Genomic DNA, 22,725 nt, shown 5'->3' on the forward strand with positions numbered 1-22,725 from the left:
TATAAATGAAAAATATACTATGTATAAAAGGAATATATAAAACATACACTAAAAACAAAACAAAAATCAAAGTATTAGAAAATTTGAGTTTAAATGTAAAAGATGGAGACTTTATTTCAATTCAAGGCAAAAGCGGATGTGGCAAATCAACATTTTTTAACATCATATCAGGAATTGATAAAATGGACTCAGGAGATATAATTTCATGCGGAATATCCTTAAAAGATGCAAATGAGAAAACCCTAAGCTTATACAAAAACAAAAAAATAGGTCTTGTATTTCAAAATCATAATTTAATTGATGAGTTTAGTGTATTTGAAAATATTATTTTACCTAAAATAATTGAAGGAAAAGATAGCTTAGAGACAATAAATCAAAAAGCTCTACGCTTAATGAAAATATTAGAAATAAACAAAAGAGCAGAACATTACCCTTCAGAACTCTCAGGAGGGGAAGCACAAAGAGCTGCAATTGCAAGAGCTTTAATCAATGAACCAAATATAATCTTATGCGATGAGCCTACTGGCAATCTGGATATTAACACCGCAAAAACGGTAGAATCTCTATTAATAGACACAACTCAAACATTTAATAAAACACTAATTTTAGTTAGTCACAATCCAGAATTTTCAAATAAAGCAGATATTAAATATGAACTTAAAGACAAAACACTAAAGAGAATATGATGCGTCCCAATACTAAAGAACTCACAAAAATAGCATACATAATATTTACAAATTCAAAAAATAAAAAAGCACTAATTGGTTCTGGAATATCTTTAAGTTTAGTCATGATTCCTTTAATTATTGTTTACTACATGTCAAACAACATCATGAATTCCACAATAGAGAAATACATTGAAAATGAAGGATTCTCGGTACAAATCGAATATAACGAAATTCAAAAAGATACCCATCTTAGATCTAAACTAGAAAAATTTAAAAAAAAATATCAACATAATGAACTAAAATATTTTTTTGAAAGAAGAACCTACGGAATAATTGGAAATCAAAAAAAACAAGGAGTATTAATAAGAGCAGTAGAAAACAAATTTATTGATGAAAATAAACATATAAAATTAATAGATGGCAAGAAGAGCTTCAACAAAAACGAAATATTAATATCAAAACAAATAAGAGACAGACTTAATTTAAACATCAATGAATCTATCTATATAGTAGTACCAAATAATAAGCATCAAAAGATATTCCCCAGGGCAAAGAAATTTAATATATCCGGAATCATTGAAACGGGTTTAAGGGAAATTGATAAAAACTTAGTTCTCATTTCATTACAAGACGCAAATATAATGTCGGAAGAATTTTCTAAAAGTATAATTGGAATCTCTGTTAAGCCCAATACTAAAGAAAAAGCGGATAATTTAAAGAAAAACATTGCAAAAGAATTTAAAGAATATAAAATAAAAACATTTTATGAGCTTTATTTAAACAAATATAAAAACTTAGATATCAGCAAAAAGCTCTTAATATTTATTATGGCATTTATTGTAATATTTGCAAGCATTAATATATCCTCATCTCTTTGTATGTTAATACTTGAGAATAAGAAGAAAATTGCAATATTTAAATCAATTGGAATGAATAATTCAAGTATTAAACTAATATTTATATTAATAGCACTTATTCTAAGCTCAATATCTTGTTTAATAGGCATAATCATTGGAAATTACATAACCATTAATATAGAACATTTAATTAATATAATAGATATTATTATTAATACAGTTTTAAAACTATTTGGAGCTGACAATACAGAACTTTTAAACTCTGATTATTATATCTCTGAATTTAATATTAAAATAAGCACCAAATTTAGCTTGACTATTCTTTTATCTTACACACTAATTAGTATCGCAACAACGCTTATTCCTTTAAGTATTATTGCAAAGCTTAAAGAAAAAGAAATTTTATAGATAAATCAATATCTCTATACATGAGAATACTATCTTGCAAACACATTTACGATCTTAATAGAAGATAACTCTTCTTTAATATTTGGATAAATCTCTTTTGGGAAAATAGTCTTTAACGAAAAACTCTGCTTAGAATAAGGCTTAAGAAAAGAATTAGCCTCAGAAATTAACTTCCGTTGCAAAGACCTAATAATATGACTATCTCTAGCAACGTAAACCACTTCGATTTCCAAATCTTTAATATTATCCTTTGAATCATTGTAAACTTCTATTAAAGAATTAGCCTCATAAATTCCAAAAGTTTCATTAAAATAACTCCCAAGATACTTAAAATTTAATATTGAAGAACTTGTCTCTAAATTAATACTAGAGACATTATTAACTTCACTAAAAAATTCAATTAAACGTATATCAAGAACCATCTTCTTAGGATGTTCATTAATTTCTTTAGAAATATTGTATATAAAATCAATTGGAGCATATACACCTTTACCCCACTTATTTTGAAAATCACTTGTCTTTTCAAAAACCTTACTTAAAATAGGTTTTCCTAAATCATCATAAACAGTAACACTATAAGAAATTCTTTTAATAGGTTCTTTAGCTGAAATAACCCCTGCTTTTAACTGATAAGCATGTGCATCTTCAAAAACTAACACCTTCGCATCTTCAACTTCAACATGATATAAAACATAAGGACTCTCAACAAGATTAGCATATTCAACTATTAAATCAGATGCCCTTGTAACTGAAGGTAAGCCTTGGGGAGTGGTCTTTTGAACATCTTCTACTCCATCAAGCTCTTCGTAGCCACTAATAAAGGAATGCATTAGTGTATATGTAATAAATGCAACAATAGCTATTAATATAAAACTTAACAATAATATTAATACTCGCTGTTTTAACCTCTCAGCATCATTATAATTTCTTAAATTAATCCCACTAACTATTCCAAATTCTTGAGCCTGTAAACTTACATGAATAAATTTTTTATTTATCTCTTTAGTAGCTATTCTTTTTACAAGTCTCTTATAGAGATTAAAAAATGAAGCAAAACTAGATTTATTATGAAGAGAATACAAATATACAGTCTCAAGTTCTCTTAAAGCATCACTCAACTCCCCCATTCTCTCTAATTGCCGTGCTTTATCATATACCTTAGAGAAACGCATTTCAATATTCTCAATATCAGCATCAGAAATATCCGCTCGTTCAATAATCTCATCTATATCTCTTTCTCTTAAAACCCTATTCTTATACTTAGACAGCCTAGATAAATAAATCTTAATTCTATCCTCAGAAGTTTTACTCATTATCTTCTAATTCATCAACTTTCTTTAAGAGCCAATAAGCAATATTCTTAGCAGTATCTTTTGTAACCGAAATTCCAACAAAAGAATTTATTAAAATTATCTTCTCTTTAGAACCCTTAAGTTCCCCAGAAATCTCTTCTAAAACACCTTCTTTAGTCTTAGTATAAACGATCTCTTCAGGAATCTCTGTAGATTCGAAAACAAGATCACAAAAAATCTCTCCAGTATTAGTTACACTACCATAAATATTATTAACAGGTACTAATTTATAATCTTCTGCTTTTTCAAATCTGTAAATTATTTCTTTCATAAGACGAATTATAACATAAACATATCTTCAAAATATAAAAGCTTAAAATTATAACATAATTATAAAATATAGATCTCAAGAACACAAAATGACTTAATAAAAACATTAAAATGCAAGAAGTTCTATATGTAAAAATAAAATAGAAAATAATGGTATAATTCTTAAATAAAAGTTTTTACACAAAAATAAAGAGTACTAAATAAATGGATCTTAAGCTTGTAAAAGACAAAAATGAAAAATTAAAAATCATAAGGAAAGATTTCCCTATTCTAAATAAAACTATAAATGATAAAAAAATCATTTATTTTGATAATGCCGCAACTTCTCAAAAACCACAAAGCGTGATTTCATCTGTAGTTGAATACTACGCAAACTATAATGCGAATGTTCACAGAAGCGGGCATGGACTTGCAATACAATCCAGCTTAAAAGTAGAAGAAACAAGAAAAATCATCAAAAGATTTATCAATGCAAAGTCTTCTAAAAACATAATATTTAATTCTGGAACTACAGATGGAACAAATACAATAGCAAATTCATTGCTCTTTTCAAAACTTTTAAAAGAAAATGATGAAATCATTACAACAACACTTGAACATAATAGTAATTTGCTTCCTTGGATAAACATTGCCAAATATTTAAACTTAAAAATCAAACTTGCCAAATTTAATGAAATGGGAATCATTCAACCTGATGAAATAAAAAATTTAATTACAGATAAAACAAAAATTATTACTATATCTGGCATAAATAACATATTAGGAACTATACAGGATTTAGAAACAATTGGAAAGATTGCTAGAGATAACAAAATTATTCTGTTCATAGATGCAGCTCAAATGGCACCACACATGAATATAGATGTAGAGAAAATAAACTGTGACTTTTTAGTATTCTCAGGACACAAAATGCTTGCTCCAACAGGAATTGGGGTTTTATACATATCAGATAAAATTATAGATAAACTCAACAGTTCTAAACTAGGAGGTAATGCTATAGAAGATATTTTCATAGAAAATGGAGAGCCTAACTTTAAAACCCTTGAACCTCCAAATAAATTTGAATCGGGTACACCAAACATTGCAGGAATTATTGGTCTTGGCAAAGCAATAGAATATATTAATAATATATCAATGGACTTTATTCAAGAACATGATAGAGAACTAATTGAATATTGTGTTGCAAGATTAAAAGAAATTGATGAAGTTGAATTCATTTTAAATAAAGATATCAAACGAAAATCAATAATATCATTTACAGTAAAAGATATTCACTCACATGATGTTGAGACATATCTTGATACGATGGGAATTGCAACTAGATCTGGGAAAACTTGTGCTTACCTTGCATTTCTCTCAGAAAATATTAAAAAAAACCATCTACTAAGAATAAGCTTTTACTTATATAATACAAAAAAAGAAATTGATATCTTCATATCCTCCCTAAAGAAAACAATAAAAGAATTTTATTAAATCTATCTTTCAAAAAGATTATAAGAACTATTAATCATTATTTTTTATATCATAATGCTAAATAATATAAAAGATAATGGGTAAAAATTTACCTAATTATACAAAACTTAAATTAAATCAATATAAAGTTATTGTTGATTTAATCAAGCAAACCTCTTAAAATTGAAACATGTTTTCAGAAGAAACAAAAAAGGAACTAATAAGACTTAGCAAAATAAGAAAGTATTATTTTCAAACAGATAAAAATCAAAATTCAGTATATCACCAATCTAAATGCGGTGACCAAATAACCTTTCAAATCAATGAAAATAATGAAAAAATTAAATTAAAATACAATGCATATGGATGCGTAATTCTTCTCTCAAGTGCTTATATCTTAACTAAGCTATGTGATAATAAACCTAGAAACACAATACTAGAAATCATAACAAAAACAATCAATAAAAATTTTGAAAACTTAGAAGAAATTGATAAAAGTCTTAAAAATTTTGAAAACTTTTTATATACAAATAGAAAAGATTGTTTCATGCTGCCATACAAAGCTCTAAAAGAGATCTTAAATACAACTAAATAACTCTTAATTTAGGAGCATTATATGAAAATATACTCTCACTCATCAATAGGATATGAAGGAGAATTAATTGAAGTTGAAGTAGATATTAGAAAAGGAATACCAGGAATTGATATTGTTGGGCTTGCTGGAAGTGAAATCAAAGAATCAAGGGAAAGGGTAAAATCGGCTATTAAAAATTCAGAATTTACTTTTCCAAAAGACAGAATATTAATAAATCTTGCACCAGCTGGTATTAAAAAAATTGGAACGGCAATTGATCTCTCAATCGCAACAAGCATTATAACTACCAAAGAAAATCAAAATAATAACTTAGAAATTTTGATATTAGGAGAATTACAATTAGACGGACAAATAAGAGCAATTAAAGGAATATTACCTGCTATCTCACTTGCAAAGGAAAGGGGAATTAAATGCATAATCATACCTTTAGACAACTTAGCAGAAGCTCTTCTAATAGAAAATCTAAACATTTGGGGAGTTAAAACTTTAAAAGAAGCTCTAGAAATAGTAGGACATCTTAATAATAATATATTTCCATCAAAACCCACAATTAACTTTAAAATAGAAGAGAATGAAGAAAAATTTGAATATGATTTCAAAAATATCAAAGGACAACATAGAATCAAAAGATCACTTGAAATCGCAGTTGCTGGAGGGCATAACATTATGATATTTGGTCCTCCTGGAAGTGGAAAAACTCTCAGTATCAAATGTGTACAGTCAATTTTACCTCCACTTACAAATAAAGAAATCATTGAAACAAACAGAATTTGGTCAGTCGCTGGTAAATTAATAGATACAAAAATCATAAGCCGACGACCGTTTAGACAACCTCATCAAACTGCAAGCAAAGAAGGAATCATTGGTGGTGGCTCTAATGCACTCCCTGGAGAAGTATCACTTGCTCATAATGGTATTTTATTCTTAGATGAAGCTTTAGAATTTCAAAAAACAATATTGCAATCACTGCGAGAACCAATAGAAGATAAGATGATCTCAATAGTAAGAGCAAGTTCAAAATCATTCAAATATCCTGCAAATTTTCAGTTAATGCTTGCTACAAATCCCTGTCCCTGTGGCAATCTTGGAAAAGATGACACAGAATGTTTTTGTTCACAACAAGAAGTTTCAAACTACTGGAAAAAACTTGGGGCAGCAATGCTCGATAGAATTGATATTAGGGTACCAGTTAAACCAGTAAACAATGCAAAATTATTTCAAGAAGATAATGAAAGCTCAAGTGAAATAAGAAAGAGAATAATAAAGGCAAGAAATATACAAAGTAAAAGATATGAAAATTTTGAAAATATTCACAAGAATTCTGATCTTAAACCAGAACATATTGCAACATTTTGTGAATTAGATAAAATACTAAAAGATGAAATGATTTATATATTAAATAAACTTAACATATCATCAAGAGCAACTCATTCAATCTTAAAACTAGCAAGAACAATTGCGGATTTAAAAGAAGAAACCCATATTTCAAGGGAAGCATTACTAGAAGCAATTGAACATAGAAAACATGGTAGAAAATTATTAGAAGAATAAAAAAGCCCCAATTGGGGCACAAAATTAAAATTCTATTTTATCAATATAACTTTTCAGTTGATTAGCAGAAGTTTTAAATTTTTCAAGCTCCCTGTCACTTATTTTAAAATCAAGAACCTCTTTTACACCTTCTTTGCAAACTACAGAAGGTGCTCCAATATAAATATCCTTAATAAAATTACCATATTGCCCATTAATATATGAAGATATTGGCAAAATAAGGTTTTGGTCACTAATTATTGCATTGACAATTTTTTTAATTCCAAGTCCAATAGCATAATAAGTCGCACCTTTAAGTTGAATTACCTCATAAGCAGCATTAACAACATTCTTGTGAATCTCATCAAGTTCCGCTTCCCCTATTATCCCTTCAGCAATGTATTCTGATAAAGACTTCATCGCTATTTTAGTTTCATCCCAAGTAGCAAAAGAACTATCTCCATGCTCACCCATAATATATGAATGTATATTTTGAGTATTAACATTAAGACGCTCAGCTAAAAAATATCTAAGTCTTGAGGTATCAAGTGTTGTCCCTGTACCAATAACCTTATGAGTTGGAAAATTGGAATATTTCATTGTTACATAAGTCATAATATCAACAGGATTACTTGCTATTACAAAAATACCATTAAATCCACTTGAAACAACGCCTGTTACAATCTCTTTAAAGATTTTAGTATTCTTACCAACCAAATCAAGTCTTGTCTCACCTGGCTTTTGATTAAGACCAGCAGTAATTACAACAATATCAGCATCAGAACAATCATCATAATTGCCAAATGCTATTTTAATATTTTTTTCTAAGAACATCTGACCATGGTTTAAATCCATGACTTCACCTTTAGCCTTATCTTTAGCTACATCAATAATTACAAGTTCATGAACAAGTGAGTTATCTATTGTCAAAGCATAAGCAAAGCTTGAGCCAACACCACCAGCTCCAACAAGAACAATCTTATTACGTTTAAGCATAAACTATCTCCATATAGAATTATTTCATTGGTATTAAATAATTTTATAACAGTTTATAAAACTTTAAAACAATTTAATAATATTTTACCTGTTTAATCATAAGATTAATTATCATCGGATTTCAGAACAGCAAGAAATGCACTTTGCGGTATTTCAATATTTCCTATCATCTTAAGTCGCTTCTTCCCTTCCTTTTGCTTTTCTAAAAGCTTTCTTTTGCGAGTAATATCGCCTCCATAACATTTAGCAGTAACATCCTTTCTAACAGGTGAAATTGTCTCACGTGCAATAATGTTTGAACCAATAGATCCTTGAATCGCTATTTTAAATTGTTGTCTTGCAATCTCATCCTTTAATTTTTTACAAACATTTAAAGCCTTTGATCTTGCACCATCCCTAAAAACTAACTGAGACAATGCATCAACTCTATCCCCATTAACTAAAATATCCAGCTTAACTAAATCTGTTTCCTCATATCCTAATAATGTATAATCAAAAGAAGCGTATCCACGGCTTACAGATTTAATCTTATCGTAAAAATCAAAAAGTATCTCAGCAAGGGGCATCTTATAAATAACTTCAACACGTTTTGTATCAAGATAAATCAAATTTTCTTGAACGCCCCTTTTAAGTAGACAAACATTCATAACATTCCCCAAAAATTCAGCGGGAACAATAATATTAGCTCTAATATAAGGTTCAAGAGCAACTTCAATGTTTTCATTTCCAGGAAATTGTTCAGGACTTTCAATGAAATAAGGATTTCCCTTTTTAGGAACAATTTTATAACGCACTGATGGTGATGTTAATATTACATTAAGATCAAATTCACGCTCAATTCTTTCCTGAATCACCTCTAAATGTAAAAGTCCCAAAAATCCACATTTAAATCCATGTCCAAGAGCAGCTGAAGCGTCTTTTTCAAAAGTAAGAGATGCATCATTCAGTTTAAGTCTATCCATTGCCTTTAAAAGATCGTCATACTGATTAGCATCAACTGGATAAACAGAAGAAAACACAACGGGTTTCACTTCTTTAAACCCTTCAAGAGGAACACTTGCTGGATCATCAACAAGAGTTACAGTGTCTCCAATCTTAACATCTGATATATTCTTTATTCCCGCTATAAAATAACCAACATCACCTGCTTCCAAAATATCTTTTTTTTCAAGAATTATTCTAAAAATTCCAATCTCTTCTACTAAATATTCCCTATCTGCATGCATCAATTTAATCTTATCGCCAGTTTTGATTTGTCCTTCAAAAACTCTAAAATGAACAATAACACCACGATAAGAATCATAATGAGAATCAAAAATCAAAGCCTTTAATGGACTCTTAATACTCCCCTTGGGAGATGGAACATATTTACAAATAGCCTCAAGCAACTCATCAATTCCTATTCCATTTTTAGCAGATATGGAAATAGCAATATTTGAATCTAATCCTAAATCATGATTTATTTGCTCTTTTACAAAATCAATATTCGCACTTGGTAGATCTATTTTGTTAATAACAGGAATAATTTCAAGATTATGTTCAAACGCCATATAGAAGTTCGAAACAGTTTGAGCTTCTATTCCTTGGCTTGCATCAACCAGTAAAAGTGCACCCTCACAAGACGAGATTGCTCTTGAAACCTCATAAGAAAAATCAACATGCCCTGGGGTATCTACAAAATTAAGTTCATAAGTATTGCCATCACTACACTTATAATCAATAGTAACTGCTTGACTCTTAATTGTAATTCCTCTCTCTCTTTCAATATCCATACTATCAAGAATTTGACTTTTAAATTCACGATCTGATATTATCTTAGCTTTTTGTATAAATCTATCTGCTAGAGTTGATTTACCATGATCAATATGTGCAATAATACAAAAATTTTTTTTATAAGAACTAATTTTTAAACCTCCCCTAAATTAAAATAAAATATTATACTAATGTACACTTTTGCCAAGCAAAAAATCTTTGATCTGAATCCTTGATTTTAAAATATAAGGCGAAAATTTAGGAGCAAGATCAACTATCAACTTCCAAGTATCCACAGCCCTCGACTTATATTTACCATCATCATAACTATAAGTAGCATAAGCAATGTTATACACTATTTCCCAAAAATCTGTAGACTCAAAACTATTCTTAATATCAGTATATTCATTTATTTTCCGAGCAAAAGACCTTAAATTTTTAAACTCATAAAGAGGTTCATAATAACTAACATAGTCATACATTCTAGTCAAAATACCAACTGCAGCTACAAGTCCATGAGTAATTGCAAGCTCATAAGCACCGATCTTGAAATATACTTTTGCTAATAACTGGTGAGCATCTATAATATTATAATTATTAAATCTATAAAGATTAAAAGTAAAATCTAAACCTGAAGTTCCTCTTACCTGCTTTAAATAAGAATGTAAATAAAACGACATATTAAATTTATTACCTGTAGTATCTTCATATTTTTGAACGACATAATGATAATTATAATAATCATCACTATCTGAAAATTTACTTAAAATTTCATTTAAGTAATCAATCATATCAACATGATGATCTTCAAGCTCAGCAATCTTTGCTAAAGAAAAAAGTATATTTTTCTCAAAAAATTTATCCAACAAATAATCTTTATTTTCTAAAGCCTTCTGAAGATGTAATTTCTCAAGTACAACATTACCAATCATGCTATAAGCAACGGATAAATAATAATTAGCCTCTGGATATATTCCTTTTCTAAGCAAAGCTTCCTGCAAATAATTCATTGCAATAGTAAGATTAGATTTAACAAATCCTTCCTTAGAATAAATAAGCTGTCGTCCCTTTTCAAGTAAAATCCAATATGGAAATTCCTCCACAACTGATGAATTTAAATTCAAGATAAACCCGAAAATAAAAAGAAGTAAAAAAGGTCTTAGCATATATATAAATATATTAAATTTTCTCACAAATTGCGAGAAAATTTAATACCCGCATCCTTCAAACTTAAACAAATTTAAATATCATCAAGAATACCATCACAAAAAGGGCAACAGATTCTATGAGACCTAAAACCAAAAGATTTGTTGCAAATCCCTTTCCAGTCTCAGCAAAAGCATCACAAGCCCCTGCAGCAGTTCTACCTTGTGCAAAAGCAGAAATAGAAATCGCAAGACCACCACCAAATCCAGCTCCAAACAATAACCAAGGATCCGTCTGCGTCATTACCCCTGCCAAAGTATTCATCAATATATAACCATATATTATTTGTGTCAGGGGTGCTGAAACAAAAACAATTAATAAAAAAGGAGCCGGCTTACCTTGCATATAACATCTCTTCCATGCCCCAATAGCAGCACTCCCAGCAGCTCCCATACCCAAAGCCGAACCTATTGCAGCTATTGTTAAAGCCGAATTAACTCCTATTAAACCTATATCCATAATTCTCTCCTTATCTAGTCTTTAATTTTTCTAAAAGGCCTATAAGAATATCCATTCCATTCTTGACCCAAATGGTTTGAAAATTCAAGCATATTAAGTCTTACTCCATGAACAACAACAGATAATAAAGATAATGTTATATTTAGAATATGTCCAAACAGTATCACAATAATGCCGCTTATTATAAGACCAATATTAGATGATTTTAATAAAGATGCTGACATACTATTAAAACTATCAGAAATTGCAAGTCCTGCAAGTCCAACAGCAAAAAGCCTAATATAAGATATTATGTCTGCAAATCCTGAAACAGTAGCTAAAAACTGTTCTATTATTCCACCAAAACTCTTTAATATGCACATAAAGAAATTCGAACCATCCTGTTTCTCAAAAATAAAGACAAGCATAACCCCAACATATATCATATTAAGAACAATACTGTGCATAGGAAATCTATCTCTACCAAGTATTAAATTGAGAACAAGATAATAAAGTCCAGGAATCACAATAAGCCAACCAATTTGAGCAATTGAATGTATGTATGGTTTTTCCTTCACTTTTTGAATAAAATTCCACATGTGAGCTAATGATATTTGCAAAACACCTATTGTAAAACATATAAACATAATATTTTGCATACCATTCTTTCCCGTCAGATACTCAAGCTTCAAAGATTTTAAAATAGGAAATAAGTCAAGAAAAAAAGGACTACTCCCAAACCAAGTACCAGTCATCGAACCATATATTATTGCTGACGTACTTAGATAAAATATTAAAGCATGAATAGATGTTAAAGGTTTACCTTTTATAATATTGCTTAAACTAAAAAGAATACCTATTAGTAAGAATATTATTCCATAAGCCGCATCACCGATTATCATTCCAAAAAACACAAAGAAAAATAACATAAAAATACAACTAACATCTCTCTCTTTATACCCAGGAATTGTATCTAAAACATTAAAAATAGGCTTGGCAAGCTTAGCAATTCCCCTTCTCTTTATATAAGTGGGAACAACATCATTAGCATTTGGCTCTGCAAATTGTACCACAAACTTACCATTAAGAGTCGCACTTTTAATTTCTTCCTGCTTATCTTCCGGAACAAATCCTGTAATATATACAAAGTTATCATACTCCACATCCATGTCAGTCATAACTTGCTCAAATTCAACAATTTGATCATATTCTTTTATTTTATCTCTTAAAAGATCCCCATATTTATTTAAAATCGATAACTGGGTTAATTTTTGATTCAAAATTTCACCAATAACTCTTAACTTATTCTCGATAAAATCAAGATCAAACTCAAACTCATATTCCTCAGCTGTATCTACTATCTGCTTAGAATCATTAATAGCTACAAAATAAGCCGCACCTTTATAATTATTAATAAGAATAACCTTAGTTTCAGAGAATGCCAACAATTTTCTATATTCACCAATCCCAGACTTAAAAAATTGCACATAAATATTACTTTCTCTCAATTTATTAATTAACTCAAGAGGAAAATATCCCCAACAAGATATAATATCTCTCTTATGAAGCAATGACTGCTGCATATCCTTTAAATCTTTAATCTCAGAACCTAAACTAACTATACTCTTTGCAACATCTAAAAAATTTTCATTTGAAGAGCTTAAGATTTTTACTTCAGAGTCATCTCCAAGCAAAGATAAAGCTTGCCTTAAAATTCCTCTCTCCTCAACGACTCTTTCTAAAGATTCTGAGACTTTATTGCAAAAATTAATATGAACAACTCCCAATTCTCTTAAAATCTCGAGTGATTCTCTTTTATATTTCAATAAAGTTAAAATCAAAACTTTGTTCATTTTTACAATCATCAACGTATCCCTTATCTACCTTTAATCAAGCTAGCTTTAGCCATTTTACCTCTTACAACAGCTGCCGTTTGCTGATCACCAAGATAAACATTAATCTTTTTTATATTAATTTTAGCAGCAGGTATCATAACTTTTTCAAATAAATTTACCCTTTGAGAAGTAGTATTAAGTTCTGTCTCCAATAACCTAGTTTGCTCATTTAAAACTTCAATCTCCGCTTTTACCTGAATTACACGCTTAATAGCCTCTATTCCCTTATCTACCCAGTAAGGAGTTAACAAAAGGTCATGTTTAATATCTTCATATTCAACAGAATCAAATACAGGAATAGTAATACCTGCAATATTTGCAAAGCTCCTTACTACTCTTCTAATTTGAATCCAATCTTGAAAAGCAAATCTTTCGCCAAATAGAGAAATCCAAGCCTTAATATCCCTCTTAAGCTTGTCTTGCTCAAGTTTCCGAATTTTTTTAAGAGCATCAATTTTTCTAATCTCTAAATGAAGTTGCTGTTTCTTAAGCTGCAGCGTAGGCAAATACCTACTAAACATTTTAAGACTATCTTTTTGTTTTTTAAGCTCATTCTTTGTTAACTTAACTTTAGGCATTTCTAATCCTTTTTTTGAGGCCAATACTTTTCTACAAGTTCCGTTTTAATTCCAATTTCTTTAGGTTCAAAACAACTAGAAAGGATTTCCCACCCCAAATCCAAGGCCTCTTCTAAAGGAATATTAACAGATAAGTCCATCAACTTACTTTCAAACATCCCACTGTACTTAAGAAGCTTCTCATCCCATTCTGTCATATTAAATCCCATAGCCTTTTTCTCTATAGATTCCTTTGAAGATGCATAAAGCTTAATCATTGAGTCCATAATCGTTCTGTGATCATCTCTTGTTTTCCCATTAACCATTTGCTTAAGTCTTGAAAGAGAACCAAAAGGTTCAATTCTGCCTCCCTTTAAATAATACTGCCCTTCAGTAATATAACCCGTATTATCAGGAACTGGATGAGTAACATCATCACCAGGCATTGTAGTAACTGCAAGTATAGTAATTGAGCCTGCCCCTTCAAAATCAACAGCTTTCTCATACCTAGATGCAAGCTGAGAATACAAATCACCAGGATACCCTCTATTAGATGGAACTTGCTCCATGGTAATAGCAATTTCTTTCATAGCATCTGCAAAATTGGTCATATCAGTCAGAAGTACCAAAACCTTTTTCCCTTGCAAAGCAAATTTCTCGGCAACAGCAAGAGAAATATCAGGTACTATTAAAGACTCAACAACAGGATCATTAGCTGTATTTACAAAAAAGATCGTCCTACTTAAAGCCCCACCCTTTTCAAGAGAATCTCTAAACTTTAAATAATCATCATTCTTAAGTCCCATTCCCCCAAGAATAATCAAATCAACTTCCGCCTGAAGAGCTATTCTTACAAGAAGTTCATTATAAGGTTCTCCGGATACAGAAAATACTGGTAATTTTTGAGATTCAACAAGAGTATTAAAAACGTCTATCATTGGAATTCCTGTTCTTATCATGTTTCTTGGAACAATACGCTTTGCAGGATTAACTGATGGCCCTCCAATTTCAATTAAATTATCTTCAAGACGTGGTCCTCCATCTTTTGGATTTCCAGCTCCATCAAAGATTCTACCAAACAAATTCTCAGAAAATGTAACTTGCATTGGATGACCTAAAAACTTAACTTCGTCTGCAGTTGAAATACCTATAGTTCCATTATAAACCTGAAGGGAAACTTTCTCTCTATCCAACTTAATAACCTCAGCTAAAGAACTTGTATCTTTTGACTTCACAATGGCAAGTTCTCCATATTTAACATTTTGTGCCATAACAGTTATTACATTTCCAACAATAGATTCTATCTTACTATACACTCTCTTCATTTATGCACCTCGAAAATCCAACTTCTTAGAACGTACTAAATTCTTTAAAGAAACTTCTAACTTATTAAACTTTTCTTCCTTAAAAGGAGTAAGATTCATATCCAAAATATTTTGCCTTAGTTCATTTATGAAACCCCTTGCTTCCAATTTACTCTCAAATTTAAAATCTGATTGTAAAATATCATAAAGCATATCAAACATATAATTTTGACGCTCAGGATTTACAGCAGCATCAACACTATCAAATGAATTTTGTTGCAAATAACATGAATCCAAAAGTTCAGATTTCAAATAAACTAAAAAGTCACCATTACTTATCCCTTCCTCACCAACAACCTTCATCATCTGATTTATCTCATTTCCTTTTACCAAAAAATCCCTCGCATATTCTGTCTTTCCAAATTCAACAACTCCTCTATATTTACTCCAAGATTCAAGAGGATTAATGGCTGGAAATTTTCTAGCATCTGATCTCTCTCTTGTAAGACCATGAAATGCTCCTACAACCTTTAAAGTTGCCTGAGTTACTGGCTCCTCAAAATTACCCCCAGCAGGACTTACAGAACCACCCACAGTTACAGAGCCAAAACTACCATCATTTAAAACAACAATACCTGCCCTTTCATAAAACGATGCAATAACAGATTCAAGATAAGCAGGAAATGCCTCTTCACCTGGTATTTCCTCAAGACGACCTGACATCTCTCTCATAGCCTGAGCCCATCTTGAAGTCGAATCTGCCAGTAAAAGTATATCAAGACCCATTTGCCTATAATATTCACCAATAGTAATAGCTGTATAAACTGATGCTTCACGAGCAGCAACTGGCATAGAAGACGTATTGCAAATAATACATGTTCTCTCCATTAATGATTTACCTGTCCTTGGATCTATAAGTTCAGGAAATTCTTTAAGGGTTTCTACAACTTCACCTGCTCGCTCACCACAAGCAGCAATAATTACAATATCAACATCAGCATTACGACTTGTAACTTGCTGAAGAACCGTTTTTCCAGCACCAAAAGGCCCAGGAATACAAAATGTACCACCCTTTGCAACCGGAAAGAACGTATCTATTATTCTTGTTTGAGTTACCATAGGCTCACTAGGAATAAGTCTCTCTTTATAATTGGTAATTGGAATTTTAACAGGCCAATGAAATGACATAGTTATAATATGCTTACCCCCAGCATCATTCTCAACAACAGCAATTTTATCATCTATAGTATAATCACCATCACTAACGATCTCCACAATACTGTAAGAATCCCTTCTATCAAATGGAATCATGATTTTGTGCTTAATTGTGCCTTCAATAACAAATCCAAGAAAATCTCCTGCAACAACAATATCTCCAACCTTTGCAGTTGCATTAAAATGCCATTTTTTCTTCCTATCAAGTGCACTTAAATACAAGCCTCTCTCTAAAAAAAACCCACATTGAGCAGCAAGCTCTGGCAATGGATTTTGAAGACCATCATACACCTGACTTAAAAGACCAGGACCAAGCTCAACCGTTAAAAGCTTATTTGTAAACTCAATATCATCCCCAACAGCAATTCCCCTAGTCATTTCAAATACTTGAGCATCAACTTCCCCATCTCTAATACGAATTATCTCAGCTTTTAAACTACGTCCACCGGTTTTAATAAAAACAATCTCATTCATGGAAACTGTACCAACTACCTCAATAGTAACCAAATTTCCAATAACTCCTACTACTTTTCCTCTAGCTTCCATTCAAATTCCCTTCAAAAATTTTTACTTATTTGTATACTTAATTTTTGACAAATATCATCAAAATTCTTCTTACCTATCTCTTCTATAAAGAGATTTCTTCTTGAAACTAATATTAACTTTAAAAAATAAATTACTAATTTTTCAAAGTTAAAATCATTTCCCACTTCAAGTTCTGTTAAAAATTGCCACTTTAACATATCAAGTTCTAATTCTATCTCAAAAGGATTTTCCTTAAGACAAAGGGGTTTTAAAATTCCTAAATAATAATGAGAAAAATAAGGAGACTCTAAATACACATCTCTTGGAAATCCCAATTTCTCAGCTCTAAGAGCTGCCAGCGTATATCTTATTATTTCTTTAAATTCAAGAAACTGGTCAATTACCTTTAAACTCCCTCTAACAAATTTAGATTCTGATAAGTCCTTCAGAAAAAGAAAATCTTCCTTGCTTAAAGCAATCTCAACATTATCAAAAAAATCTGATATACTCCACACCTTGCGAACTTCTAAATCAAGATAAGGTAATGACGACATAACATAGTAATATGGACTTAACATACTACATCTCCTAACCCAATTTTATAACTTCTTTAAACCTTGGATTTAAATATTCAAAAAGAATATCAGCAATAGTGTCTGATGTAAAATCATAATATAAATTACCGTCTCTTTGTTGAATTTTAAAGCCATTGCTTATACCTTTAAAAGGTTTAAGCTCTATTGCATCACCAAGCCTATTTCCTATATTTACTCTTAAAATAGACAATAAATTAGAAACCGCAGATTCATTAAGTATTACATCTATCTTATCGTTCTTACTCCAAACATCTACAACCCTAATAATAAGTTCTCTCAAAAAATTATCATCATAAACTTTAGAAACAGAATCCTTTAAAGCAATTTTAAAAAGAGATTTAATATTATTCTCAGTAGCAATAATCAAATCCCTAACTGCTTGACGAGATGCCTCAAGAGAATGCATTTTATACTCATCAGCTTCCTTTTCAGCTTGCATTTTTAATTCCTTAGCATCACTCCCAGCCTTCAAAATAATAGCCTCAGCATCCCTCTTTGCATTAAGAATAATTTCACTTGCTAACTTCTCAGCTTCCTCAATCCCATCTTTTTTAATTTTATTTATCAGATCTTTAACTTCAAACTGCACTAGAACTCCTTAATATACAAAAAAATAAAGCAAAATACTTAATAAACACATCTTTAATAAAGTATACCAATAAATTTTTAATTTTAATTATTAAAAGTCACAATATCCTAATTATACATCACTAAAAAAATCCCCAATAATTTTGTACACATTAATATCATATACTATAGAAAGTTTTTTTCCTGGAAACTTTTCTTTCAACTTTTCATCAAAAACCTTAATACCCCTTTCTATAACCCTGTTACTAAATTCCACATCGACTATATCAAGAGTTATTATTTCAATAATGATTAAATACCCTCTTCCAAATTTAGAACCATATCCAAGGGTAAAAGAAGTGGTAACACGAAAAAGCCCATCCAAAAGCCCATTAGCTGTCCTACCTCTAGAGGGCCTGTTTGGATGCACTTTATAAGAACTACCAAATTCATTTTCAAGAACACAATCAACATCAAGACAAATATTAAACAATGCATTCTCAAATTCTTCAAATCTTGATATACCCATTTAGAACTCTACTATTGTTTTTCCAACTCCTCCATCACTTGGGTGAGCAAAATAATATTTCTTAACAAATTTCACATCTCTTAAGAATGCATGCACTCCTTCCATAAGAAGACCTTCTCCTTTGCCATGAATGATTTCAAATTTACAAACATTCTTCAGTAACATATTATCTATTTTCTTATTTAAAAAGTCTATAGCCTCAACTACTCTCATGCCCCTAATATCAACAGTTAGACCTAATACATCATCCTGACTCTCAAAAGAAAAACTAAAATTTGTTTTACAATCATTTCTTGATTGCTTATTATCCAATATTTTCTCTAAATTAGAAGATGAAACTGTAATATTAAAAACACCAGTATTTACAATAAATCCTTTCTTAGTAACACCTATTATTTCCCCTGAAGAATTTGAACCAGATACTCTAACCTTATCACCCACTTTAAATTCAACCTTAGTAACAATTTCTTGATTAATTAATTTAAGTTTAGTAATCTTAGCAGTTATATTATCTGCAATATTCGATATAAATTCCTTATTCTTAATAGTGCAAACACTGCCCTCTTTGATCTCTCTAACTAAATTTTCTAAAGTTTTTCTTGAACTCTTTAAAAACTCTTTTTGCTCATTTATAAGTCTCTCTTCCAAATCTCTTTCTTTTAAGATAATATTTTCCTGAATATTATTAATCTCAATTTCCTTAAGTTCAATAAGCTTAAGCTTATCTCTTAATTCATTTTCAAGCAAATGTATTTCTCTCTCCTTCTCAGCAAGTCTCTCTAATATCTCATTAACTTCTGTCTTATTAGATGAATAAATCTCTTTTGCTCTAAATACTATATTAGAGTCAATAGAAGATTTGCTTGCAACATTAAAAGCAAAGCTTTCACCTGGAACTGAAAACATTAAATTATAATTAGGTTCCATTTTGTCTAAATCCATCTGCATAGAAGCATTAATAACAAATTCATGAGTGTATGCAAAATATTTAAGAGCATTGTAATGAGTTGAAATAATAACATAAGAATCAATACCAATTAAATGCTCAAGAATAGCTACAGCTAGTGCTTGTCCTTGTTCAATGTCAGTACCTGAACAAAATTCATCAAATATTAAAAGACTATCTCTTGTTGCATACTTTAAAATATAAGCAATATTATTCATATGACTTGAAAAAGTTGAAAGGCAATTTGCAATTGATTGATCATCTCCAATATCAACTAAAATATTATCAAATATCTTAAAAGTACTAGATTCATCAACTGGAATAGGAATTCCAAATTGAAACATAGCACTCAATAGAGCAACGGTTTTTAATGTCACAGTCTTGCCACCAGCATTAGGACCTGTAATAACCACAACTCTACTATTTAAAGGACAAAAACTTATAGATTTTGCATTCTGTATTAAAGGATGACGAGCATTGACAATATTAAGATTACTATCAAATTTAGGAAATACTCCTTGATTTCTTATTCCATAAATTGCCCTGGCCTTCAGAGAATCATAATACAAAAAATTCTTATAAAGAACTTGCAAAAGAACAATATGTTTGCGGATCTCATCTGAGAGCTCTTGCAAAATTTTTAAAACTATACGCGTCTTTTTTAAACTTAAAAAACCTAATTTATTATTATTACTCACTATCTCATTTGGTTCAACATAAAATGTTTCCCCAGATGATGAGATAGATATAATATTGCCCCTAATTTTATTTTTAAAACTAGATTTAAGCGCAATAGTATATTTGCCTGATTTATAATAAACAAGCGTAGAGGTTAAGTATTTTGAATTTAAACTTATTATCTGCTTGATCTCTTTTTCAATTCTCTTATCCAAATTTCTAATTTCAAAATCAATCTCATCATAATCTTTGACAACACCTCGTTTTATTTTAAGTTCATCAACATCAATATACTTACATAAAGTCTCTAATAAATGCTTTAAACTTGGATCTAAGAATAATAATCCTTTTAAAATTTTAACTTCATTTCGAACCTTAAACTCATTTCTATCTAAAAAAAGCATTATTCTTACAATTTCTCTTAGAAAAAAAATAATATTCTTAATCTCCTCAATAGAAATTTTTGAGTTTTCTTTAAGAAGTAAAACAATAGAATCACTTATACTCTCAAGACAGGAATCTGGATATTCATCATAAGCTTCAATAAGATTTTTAATTACCTTAACAAAAAAACATACTTGATTAACTTCTTCCTCGGTTTTTAATATTTGTTGCTCACCTAAAAGATTAACCGTATCTGAGATAGTTACGTAAGAAGAAACTGAAGATAAAATTTGATAAAAATCAATTTTTTCCAAGTATTGCTTTTGCATAACTTTTATATCTCCTAAGTTCATTTACAATCTTTAAATAACTGTTGTATCTAATTTCTGAAATTTGAAATCCAATTTGACTCACTATAAAACAATTTGGTTCATTTATATGTAAACAAGAATTAAATTTACATAAATCATTTAAATCTTTAAATTCTCTAAAATAATATCTAAGATTGAAATGCTCTAAGCTTTCGATTCCAAATTCCTTTATGCCAGGAGTATCAATTATCACTCCATTATCAGAATGAAAAGCCATAGCATAAACTGTAGTATGTCGACCGCGTGCATATTTATAAGATATTTCATTTATAGCCTGAGATGCATTTAAATCTACCACATTTATAAGTGAAGATTTGCCAACTCCAGACTGCCCAACAAAAGAAGCTTTAGAATTTTTAATAATTTCTCTTATTTCATCAATTCCCTGAAAAGTAATAGCAGAAGTCTTAATAACCCTATAGCCTAAATTTTCATAAATTTTAATCAAAGTATCAACTCTATCACTTATGCCCTCATCAACCTTATTGATCAAAATAATAGGGGTAATTCCTTGCTCCTCAGCAATTACTAATACTCTATCAATAAATGAATTTTTAATCTCAGGAAGATTAGCAGAACTAACAATTAAAACATTATCAATATTTGAAACAATGACTTGTCTAAGAGCAGCCTTTTTATTATAACGCCAAAGCACATTCTTACGTTGAAGTCTCTCTTTAATATATACCTTGACCTCATCATAAATGTCCCCACAAACAAAATCACCAGGCACCAAAGGACTATATTCTTTATCTTGAGTATTTAAAACCTTACCCTTAATAACTCCTTCATAAATTAAATTGGTATTAACTTCAAGAATAGAATAAATATTATTAACGCCCCAGAGAACTTCAAATATAAGGTCATTCAATTGATTATTCCTTTAAAATGCAAACCATATCTTTTACAAAAATTCTTATAAAAACACAAATTCTCATCCTGCGTCAAATAAAAATAACGGATAAAACAATTATCACTACACTTAATAGGCCCTAATACCTTAGCAAGCTCATCAGCCACAAGCTCACGATTCTCATAAACAGGAATTCTTAAAAAACTCTCAATCATATCTTTAATGTGTAAATAATGTGTACATCCTAAAAAAACCATATCTCTCCTATTAGTTTCAACCTCTAATTTTAAGAATCTTAAATATCTAAGTGCATCTTCCTTAAATCTATCTCCATATTCCACAAAATTTACAAGCTCACTTGCAGATTTTAAGATTAAATCCAAATGACAATTTTTTTCTCTTTGAACAAATTCACTATTAATGGTAGAACTTGTTGCAATTAAGATAACCCTTTTACATGCAAGCTCTTCTACTAAACTAACTGAAGGCAAAGTATATATTATAGGAAACCTAAAATTTAATTTGTCATATACACTAATAGAAGCTGTATTACAAGCAATAACAATTGCAGCAATATTATACATTTGTTCCAATTTTAAAACTAATTCTAAAATCTCTTTTAAGAGAAACTCTGGGCTCTTCTCACCATAAGGAAAATTTTTGTTATCTGCAATATAAACATAGTTTCTCTTAACAAACTTTCTACTTATATACTCAAAATAAGAAAGCCCACCAATACCCGAATCAAAAATAACTATAACATCTTCTAAATTGCTCATAA

The 22,725-nt window shown here is 29.9% G+C and carries 21 protein-coding genes; 5 read left to right on the forward strand and 16 right to left on the reverse strand.

Annotation, left to right across the window (positions count from 1 at the left end; translation table 11 throughout):
* Positions 1–5 precede the first annotated feature (5 nt).
* Together bhYOR_RS00390 and bhYOR_RS00395 are read left to right on the forward strand one after the other, a co-directional pair.
* The gene (locus bhYOR_RS00390) at positions 6–686 is read left to right on the forward strand and encodes an ABC transporter ATP-binding protein (RefSeq protein WP_025399435.1); all 681 of its coding nucleotides are present in this window, start codon (positions 6–8) and stop codon (positions 684–686) included.
* Entirely contained in the window at positions 683–1,933 is a 1,251-nt protein-coding gene (locus bhYOR_RS00395) for an ABC transporter permease (protein ID WP_247088154.1), read from the forward strand. Before bhYOR_RS00390 ends, bhYOR_RS00395 begins: the two co-directional genes overlap by 4 nt.
* A gap of 29 nt (positions 1,934–1,962) precedes the next feature.
* Here the strand turns inward: bhYOR_RS00395 and bhYOR_RS00400 are convergent, their stop codons facing one another.
* Positions 1,963–3,246 carry a hypothetical protein gene (locus bhYOR_RS00400; RefSeq protein WP_025433958.1) on the reverse strand — a complete coding sequence of 428 codons (1,284 nt, stop codon included), beginning with the start codon at positions 3,244–3,246 and terminating at the stop codon, positions 1,963–1,965.
* A complete protein-coding gene (locus tag bhYOR_RS00405; protein ID WP_012421861.1) occupies positions 3,239–3,556 on the reverse strand; it encodes a hypothetical protein in 318 nt (105 codons plus the stop codon). The genes bhYOR_RS00400 and bhYOR_RS00405 overlap by 8 nt, the downstream gene beginning before the upstream one ends.
* A 203-nt stretch (positions 3,557–3,759) precedes the next feature.
* Between bhYOR_RS00405 and bhYOR_RS00410 the strand changes: the two genes are divergently transcribed.
* From bhYOR_RS00410 to bhYOR_RS00420, 3 genes are all read left to right on the forward strand, one after another.
* Positions 3,760–5,028, forward strand: coding sequence for a cysteine desulfurase (locus bhYOR_RS00410; RefSeq protein WP_025433959.1), 1,269 nt, complete (start codon positions 3,760–3,762; stop codon positions 5,026–5,028).
* 169 nt (positions 5,029–5,197) lie between these two features.
* The gene (locus bhYOR_RS00415) at positions 5,198–5,602 is read left to right on the forward strand and encodes an iron-sulfur cluster assembly scaffold protein (RefSeq protein WP_025399439.1); all 405 of its coding nucleotides are present in this window, start codon (positions 5,198–5,200) and stop codon (positions 5,600–5,602) included.
* 21 nt (positions 5,603–5,623) lie between these two features.
* Positions 5,624–7,153 carry a YifB family Mg chelatase-like AAA ATPase gene (locus tag bhYOR_RS00420; protein WP_025399440.1) on the forward strand — a complete coding sequence of 510 codons (1,530 nt, stop codon included), beginning with the start codon at positions 5,624–5,626 and terminating at the stop codon, positions 7,151–7,153.
* A 24-nt stretch (positions 7,154–7,177) separates the two neighbouring features.
* On the opposite strand, the gene bhYOR_RS00425 is transcribed toward bhYOR_RS00420, so the two are convergent.
* From bhYOR_RS00425 to murI, 14 genes are all read right to left on the reverse strand, one after another.
* On the reverse strand, positions 7,178–8,128 hold the full coding sequence (locus bhYOR_RS00425; RefSeq protein WP_025399441.1) for an L-lactate dehydrogenase: 951 nt from the start codon (positions 8,126–8,128) through the stop codon (positions 7,178–7,180).
* Positions 8,129–8,232: 104 nt separating this feature from the next.
* A complete protein-coding gene (gene lepA / locus bhYOR_RS00430; RefSeq protein ID WP_080684257.1) occupies positions 8,233–10,032 on the reverse strand; it encodes a translation elongation factor 4 in 1,800 nt (599 codons plus the stop codon).
* Between the two features lie 36 nt (positions 10,033–10,068).
* Positions 10,069–11,046, reverse strand: a complete 978-nt coding sequence (locus bhYOR_RS00435) for a hypothetical protein (RefSeq protein ID WP_025399443.1) — start codon at positions 11,044–11,046, stop codon at positions 10,069–10,071.
* A gap of 64 nt (positions 11,047–11,110) precedes the next feature.
* The gene (locus bhYOR_RS00440; RefSeq protein WP_025399444.1) at positions 11,111–11,545 is read right to left on the reverse strand and encodes an ATP synthase subunit K; all 435 of its coding nucleotides are present in this window, start codon (positions 11,543–11,545) and stop codon (positions 11,111–11,113) included.
* A gap of 14 nt (positions 11,546–11,559) precedes the next feature.
* On the reverse strand, positions 11,560–13,389 hold the full coding sequence (locus bhYOR_RS00445; RefSeq protein ID WP_025433960.1) for a V-type ATP synthase subunit I: 1,830 nt from the start codon (positions 13,387–13,389) through the stop codon (positions 11,560–11,562).
* 11 nt (positions 13,390–13,400) lie between these two features.
* Positions 13,401–13,997: a V-type ATP synthase subunit D gene (locus bhYOR_RS00450; RefSeq protein ID WP_025399446.1), complete on the reverse strand. Its 597-nt coding sequence runs from the start codon at positions 13,995–13,997 to the stop codon at positions 13,401–13,403.
* A gap of 2 nt (positions 13,998–13,999) precedes the next feature.
* Entirely contained in the window at positions 14,000–15,301 is a 1,302-nt protein-coding gene (locus bhYOR_RS00455; protein WP_012421871.1) for a V-type ATP synthase subunit B, read from the reverse strand.
* A complete protein-coding gene (locus bhYOR_RS00460) occupies positions 15,302–17,041 on the reverse strand; it encodes a V-type ATP synthase subunit A (RefSeq protein WP_025399447.1) in 1,740 nt (579 codons plus the stop codon).
* Between the two features lie 11 nt (positions 17,042–17,052).
* Positions 17,053–17,598 carry a DUF2764 family protein gene (locus bhYOR_RS00465; RefSeq protein WP_025399448.1) on the reverse strand — a complete coding sequence of 182 codons (546 nt, stop codon included), beginning with the start codon at positions 17,596–17,598 and terminating at the stop codon, positions 17,053–17,055.
* A gap of 10 nt (positions 17,599–17,608) precedes the next feature.
* The gene (locus tag bhYOR_RS00470; protein ID WP_025399449.1) at positions 17,609–18,205 is read right to left on the reverse strand and encodes a V-type ATP synthase subunit E; all 597 of its coding nucleotides are present in this window, start codon (positions 18,203–18,205) and stop codon (positions 17,609–17,611) included.
* A 111-nt stretch (positions 18,206–18,316) separates the two neighbouring features.
* The gene (locus bhYOR_RS00475) at positions 18,317–18,712 is read right to left on the reverse strand and encodes a hypothetical protein (RefSeq protein WP_025399450.1); all 396 of its coding nucleotides are present in this window, start codon (positions 18,710–18,712) and stop codon (positions 18,317–18,319) included.
* Positions 18,713–21,049: an endonuclease MutS2 gene (locus bhYOR_RS00480; protein ID WP_038446130.1), complete on the reverse strand. Its 2,337-nt coding sequence runs from the start codon at positions 21,047–21,049 to the stop codon at positions 18,713–18,715.
* Positions 21,021–21,962, reverse strand: coding sequence for a ribosome small subunit-dependent GTPase A (gene rsgA / locus bhYOR_RS00485; protein WP_025399452.1), 942 nt, complete (start codon positions 21,960–21,962; stop codon positions 21,021–21,023). The genes bhYOR_RS00480 and rsgA overlap by 29 nt, the downstream gene beginning before the upstream one ends.
* Positions 21,959–22,723, reverse strand: a complete 765-nt coding sequence (gene murI, locus bhYOR_RS00490; protein WP_025399453.1) for a glutamate racemase — start codon at positions 22,721–22,723, stop codon at positions 21,959–21,961. Before murI ends, rsgA begins: the two co-directional genes overlap by 4 nt.
* Positions 22,724–22,725 lie beyond the last annotated feature (2 nt).

The sequence above is a fragment of the Borrelia nietonii YOR genome, from assembly GCF_023035795.1.
Classification (GTDB): domain Bacteria; phylum Spirochaetota; class Spirochaetia; order Borreliales; family Borreliaceae; genus Borrelia; species Borrelia hermsii.

Bases quoted from the DNA above. Each gene is read 5' to 3' on its own strand.
- bhYOR_RS00390 (WP_025399435.1), top strand. From the start codon at position 6: ATGAAAAATATACTATGTATAAAAGGAATATATAAAACATACACTAAA.
- bhYOR_RS00395 (WP_247088154.1), top strand. From the start codon at position 683: ATGATGCGTCCCAATACTAAAGAACTCACAAAAATAGCATACATAATA.
- bhYOR_RS00400 (WP_025433958.1), bottom strand. From the start codon at position 3,246: ATGAGTAAAACTTCTGAGGATAGAATTAAGATTTATTTATCTAGGCTG.
- bhYOR_RS00405 (WP_012421861.1), bottom strand. From the start codon at position 3,556: ATGAAAGAAATAATTTACAGATTTGAAAAAGCAGAAGATTATAAATTA.
- bhYOR_RS00410 (WP_025433959.1), top strand. From the start codon at position 3,760: ATGGATCTTAAGCTTGTAAAAGACAAAAATGAAAAATTAAAAATCATA.
- bhYOR_RS00415 (WP_025399439.1), top strand. From the start codon at position 5,198: ATGTTTTCAGAAGAAACAAAAAAGGAACTAATAAGACTTAGCAAAATA.
- bhYOR_RS00420 (WP_025399440.1), top strand. From the start codon at position 5,624: ATGAAAATATACTCTCACTCATCAATAGGATATGAAGGAGAATTAATT.
- bhYOR_RS00425 (WP_025399441.1), bottom strand. From the start codon at position 8,128: ATGCTTAAACGTAATAAGATTGTTCTTGTTGGAGCTGGTGGTGTTGGC.
- bhYOR_RS00435 (WP_025399443.1), bottom strand. From the start codon at position 11,046: ATGCTAAGACCTTTTTTACTTCTTTTTATTTTCGGGTTTATCTTGAAT.
- bhYOR_RS00440 (WP_025399444.1), bottom strand. From the start codon at position 11,545: ATGGATATAGGTTTAATAGGAGTTAATTCGGCTTTAACAATAGCTGCA.
- bhYOR_RS00445 (WP_025433960.1), bottom strand. From the start codon at position 13,389: ATGATTGTAAAAATGAACAAAGTTTTGATTTTAACTTTATTGAAATAT.
- bhYOR_RS00450 (WP_025399446.1), bottom strand. From the start codon at position 13,997: ATGCCTAAAGTTAAGTTAACAAAGAATGAGCTTAAAAAACAAAAAGAT.
- bhYOR_RS00455 (WP_012421871.1), bottom strand. From the start codon at position 15,301: ATGAAGAGAGTGTATAGTAAGATAGAATCTATTGTTGGAAATGTAATA.
- bhYOR_RS00460 (WP_025399447.1), bottom strand. From the start codon at position 17,041: ATGGAAGCTAGAGGAAAAGTAGTAGGAGTTATTGGAAATTTGGTTACT.
- bhYOR_RS00465 (WP_025399448.1), bottom strand. From the start codon at position 17,598: ATGTTAAGTCCATATTACTATGTTATGTCGTCATTACCTTATCTTGAT.
- bhYOR_RS00475 (WP_025399450.1), bottom strand. From the start codon at position 18,712: ATGGGTATATCAAGATTTGAAGAATTTGAGAATGCATTGTTTAATATT.
- bhYOR_RS00480 (WP_038446130.1), bottom strand. From the start codon at position 21,049: ATGCAAAAGCAATACTTGGAAAAAATTGATTTTTATCAAATTTTATCT.
- murI (WP_025399453.1), bottom strand. From the start codon at position 22,723: ATGAGCAATTTAGAAGATGTTATAGTTATTTTTGATTCGGGTATTGGT.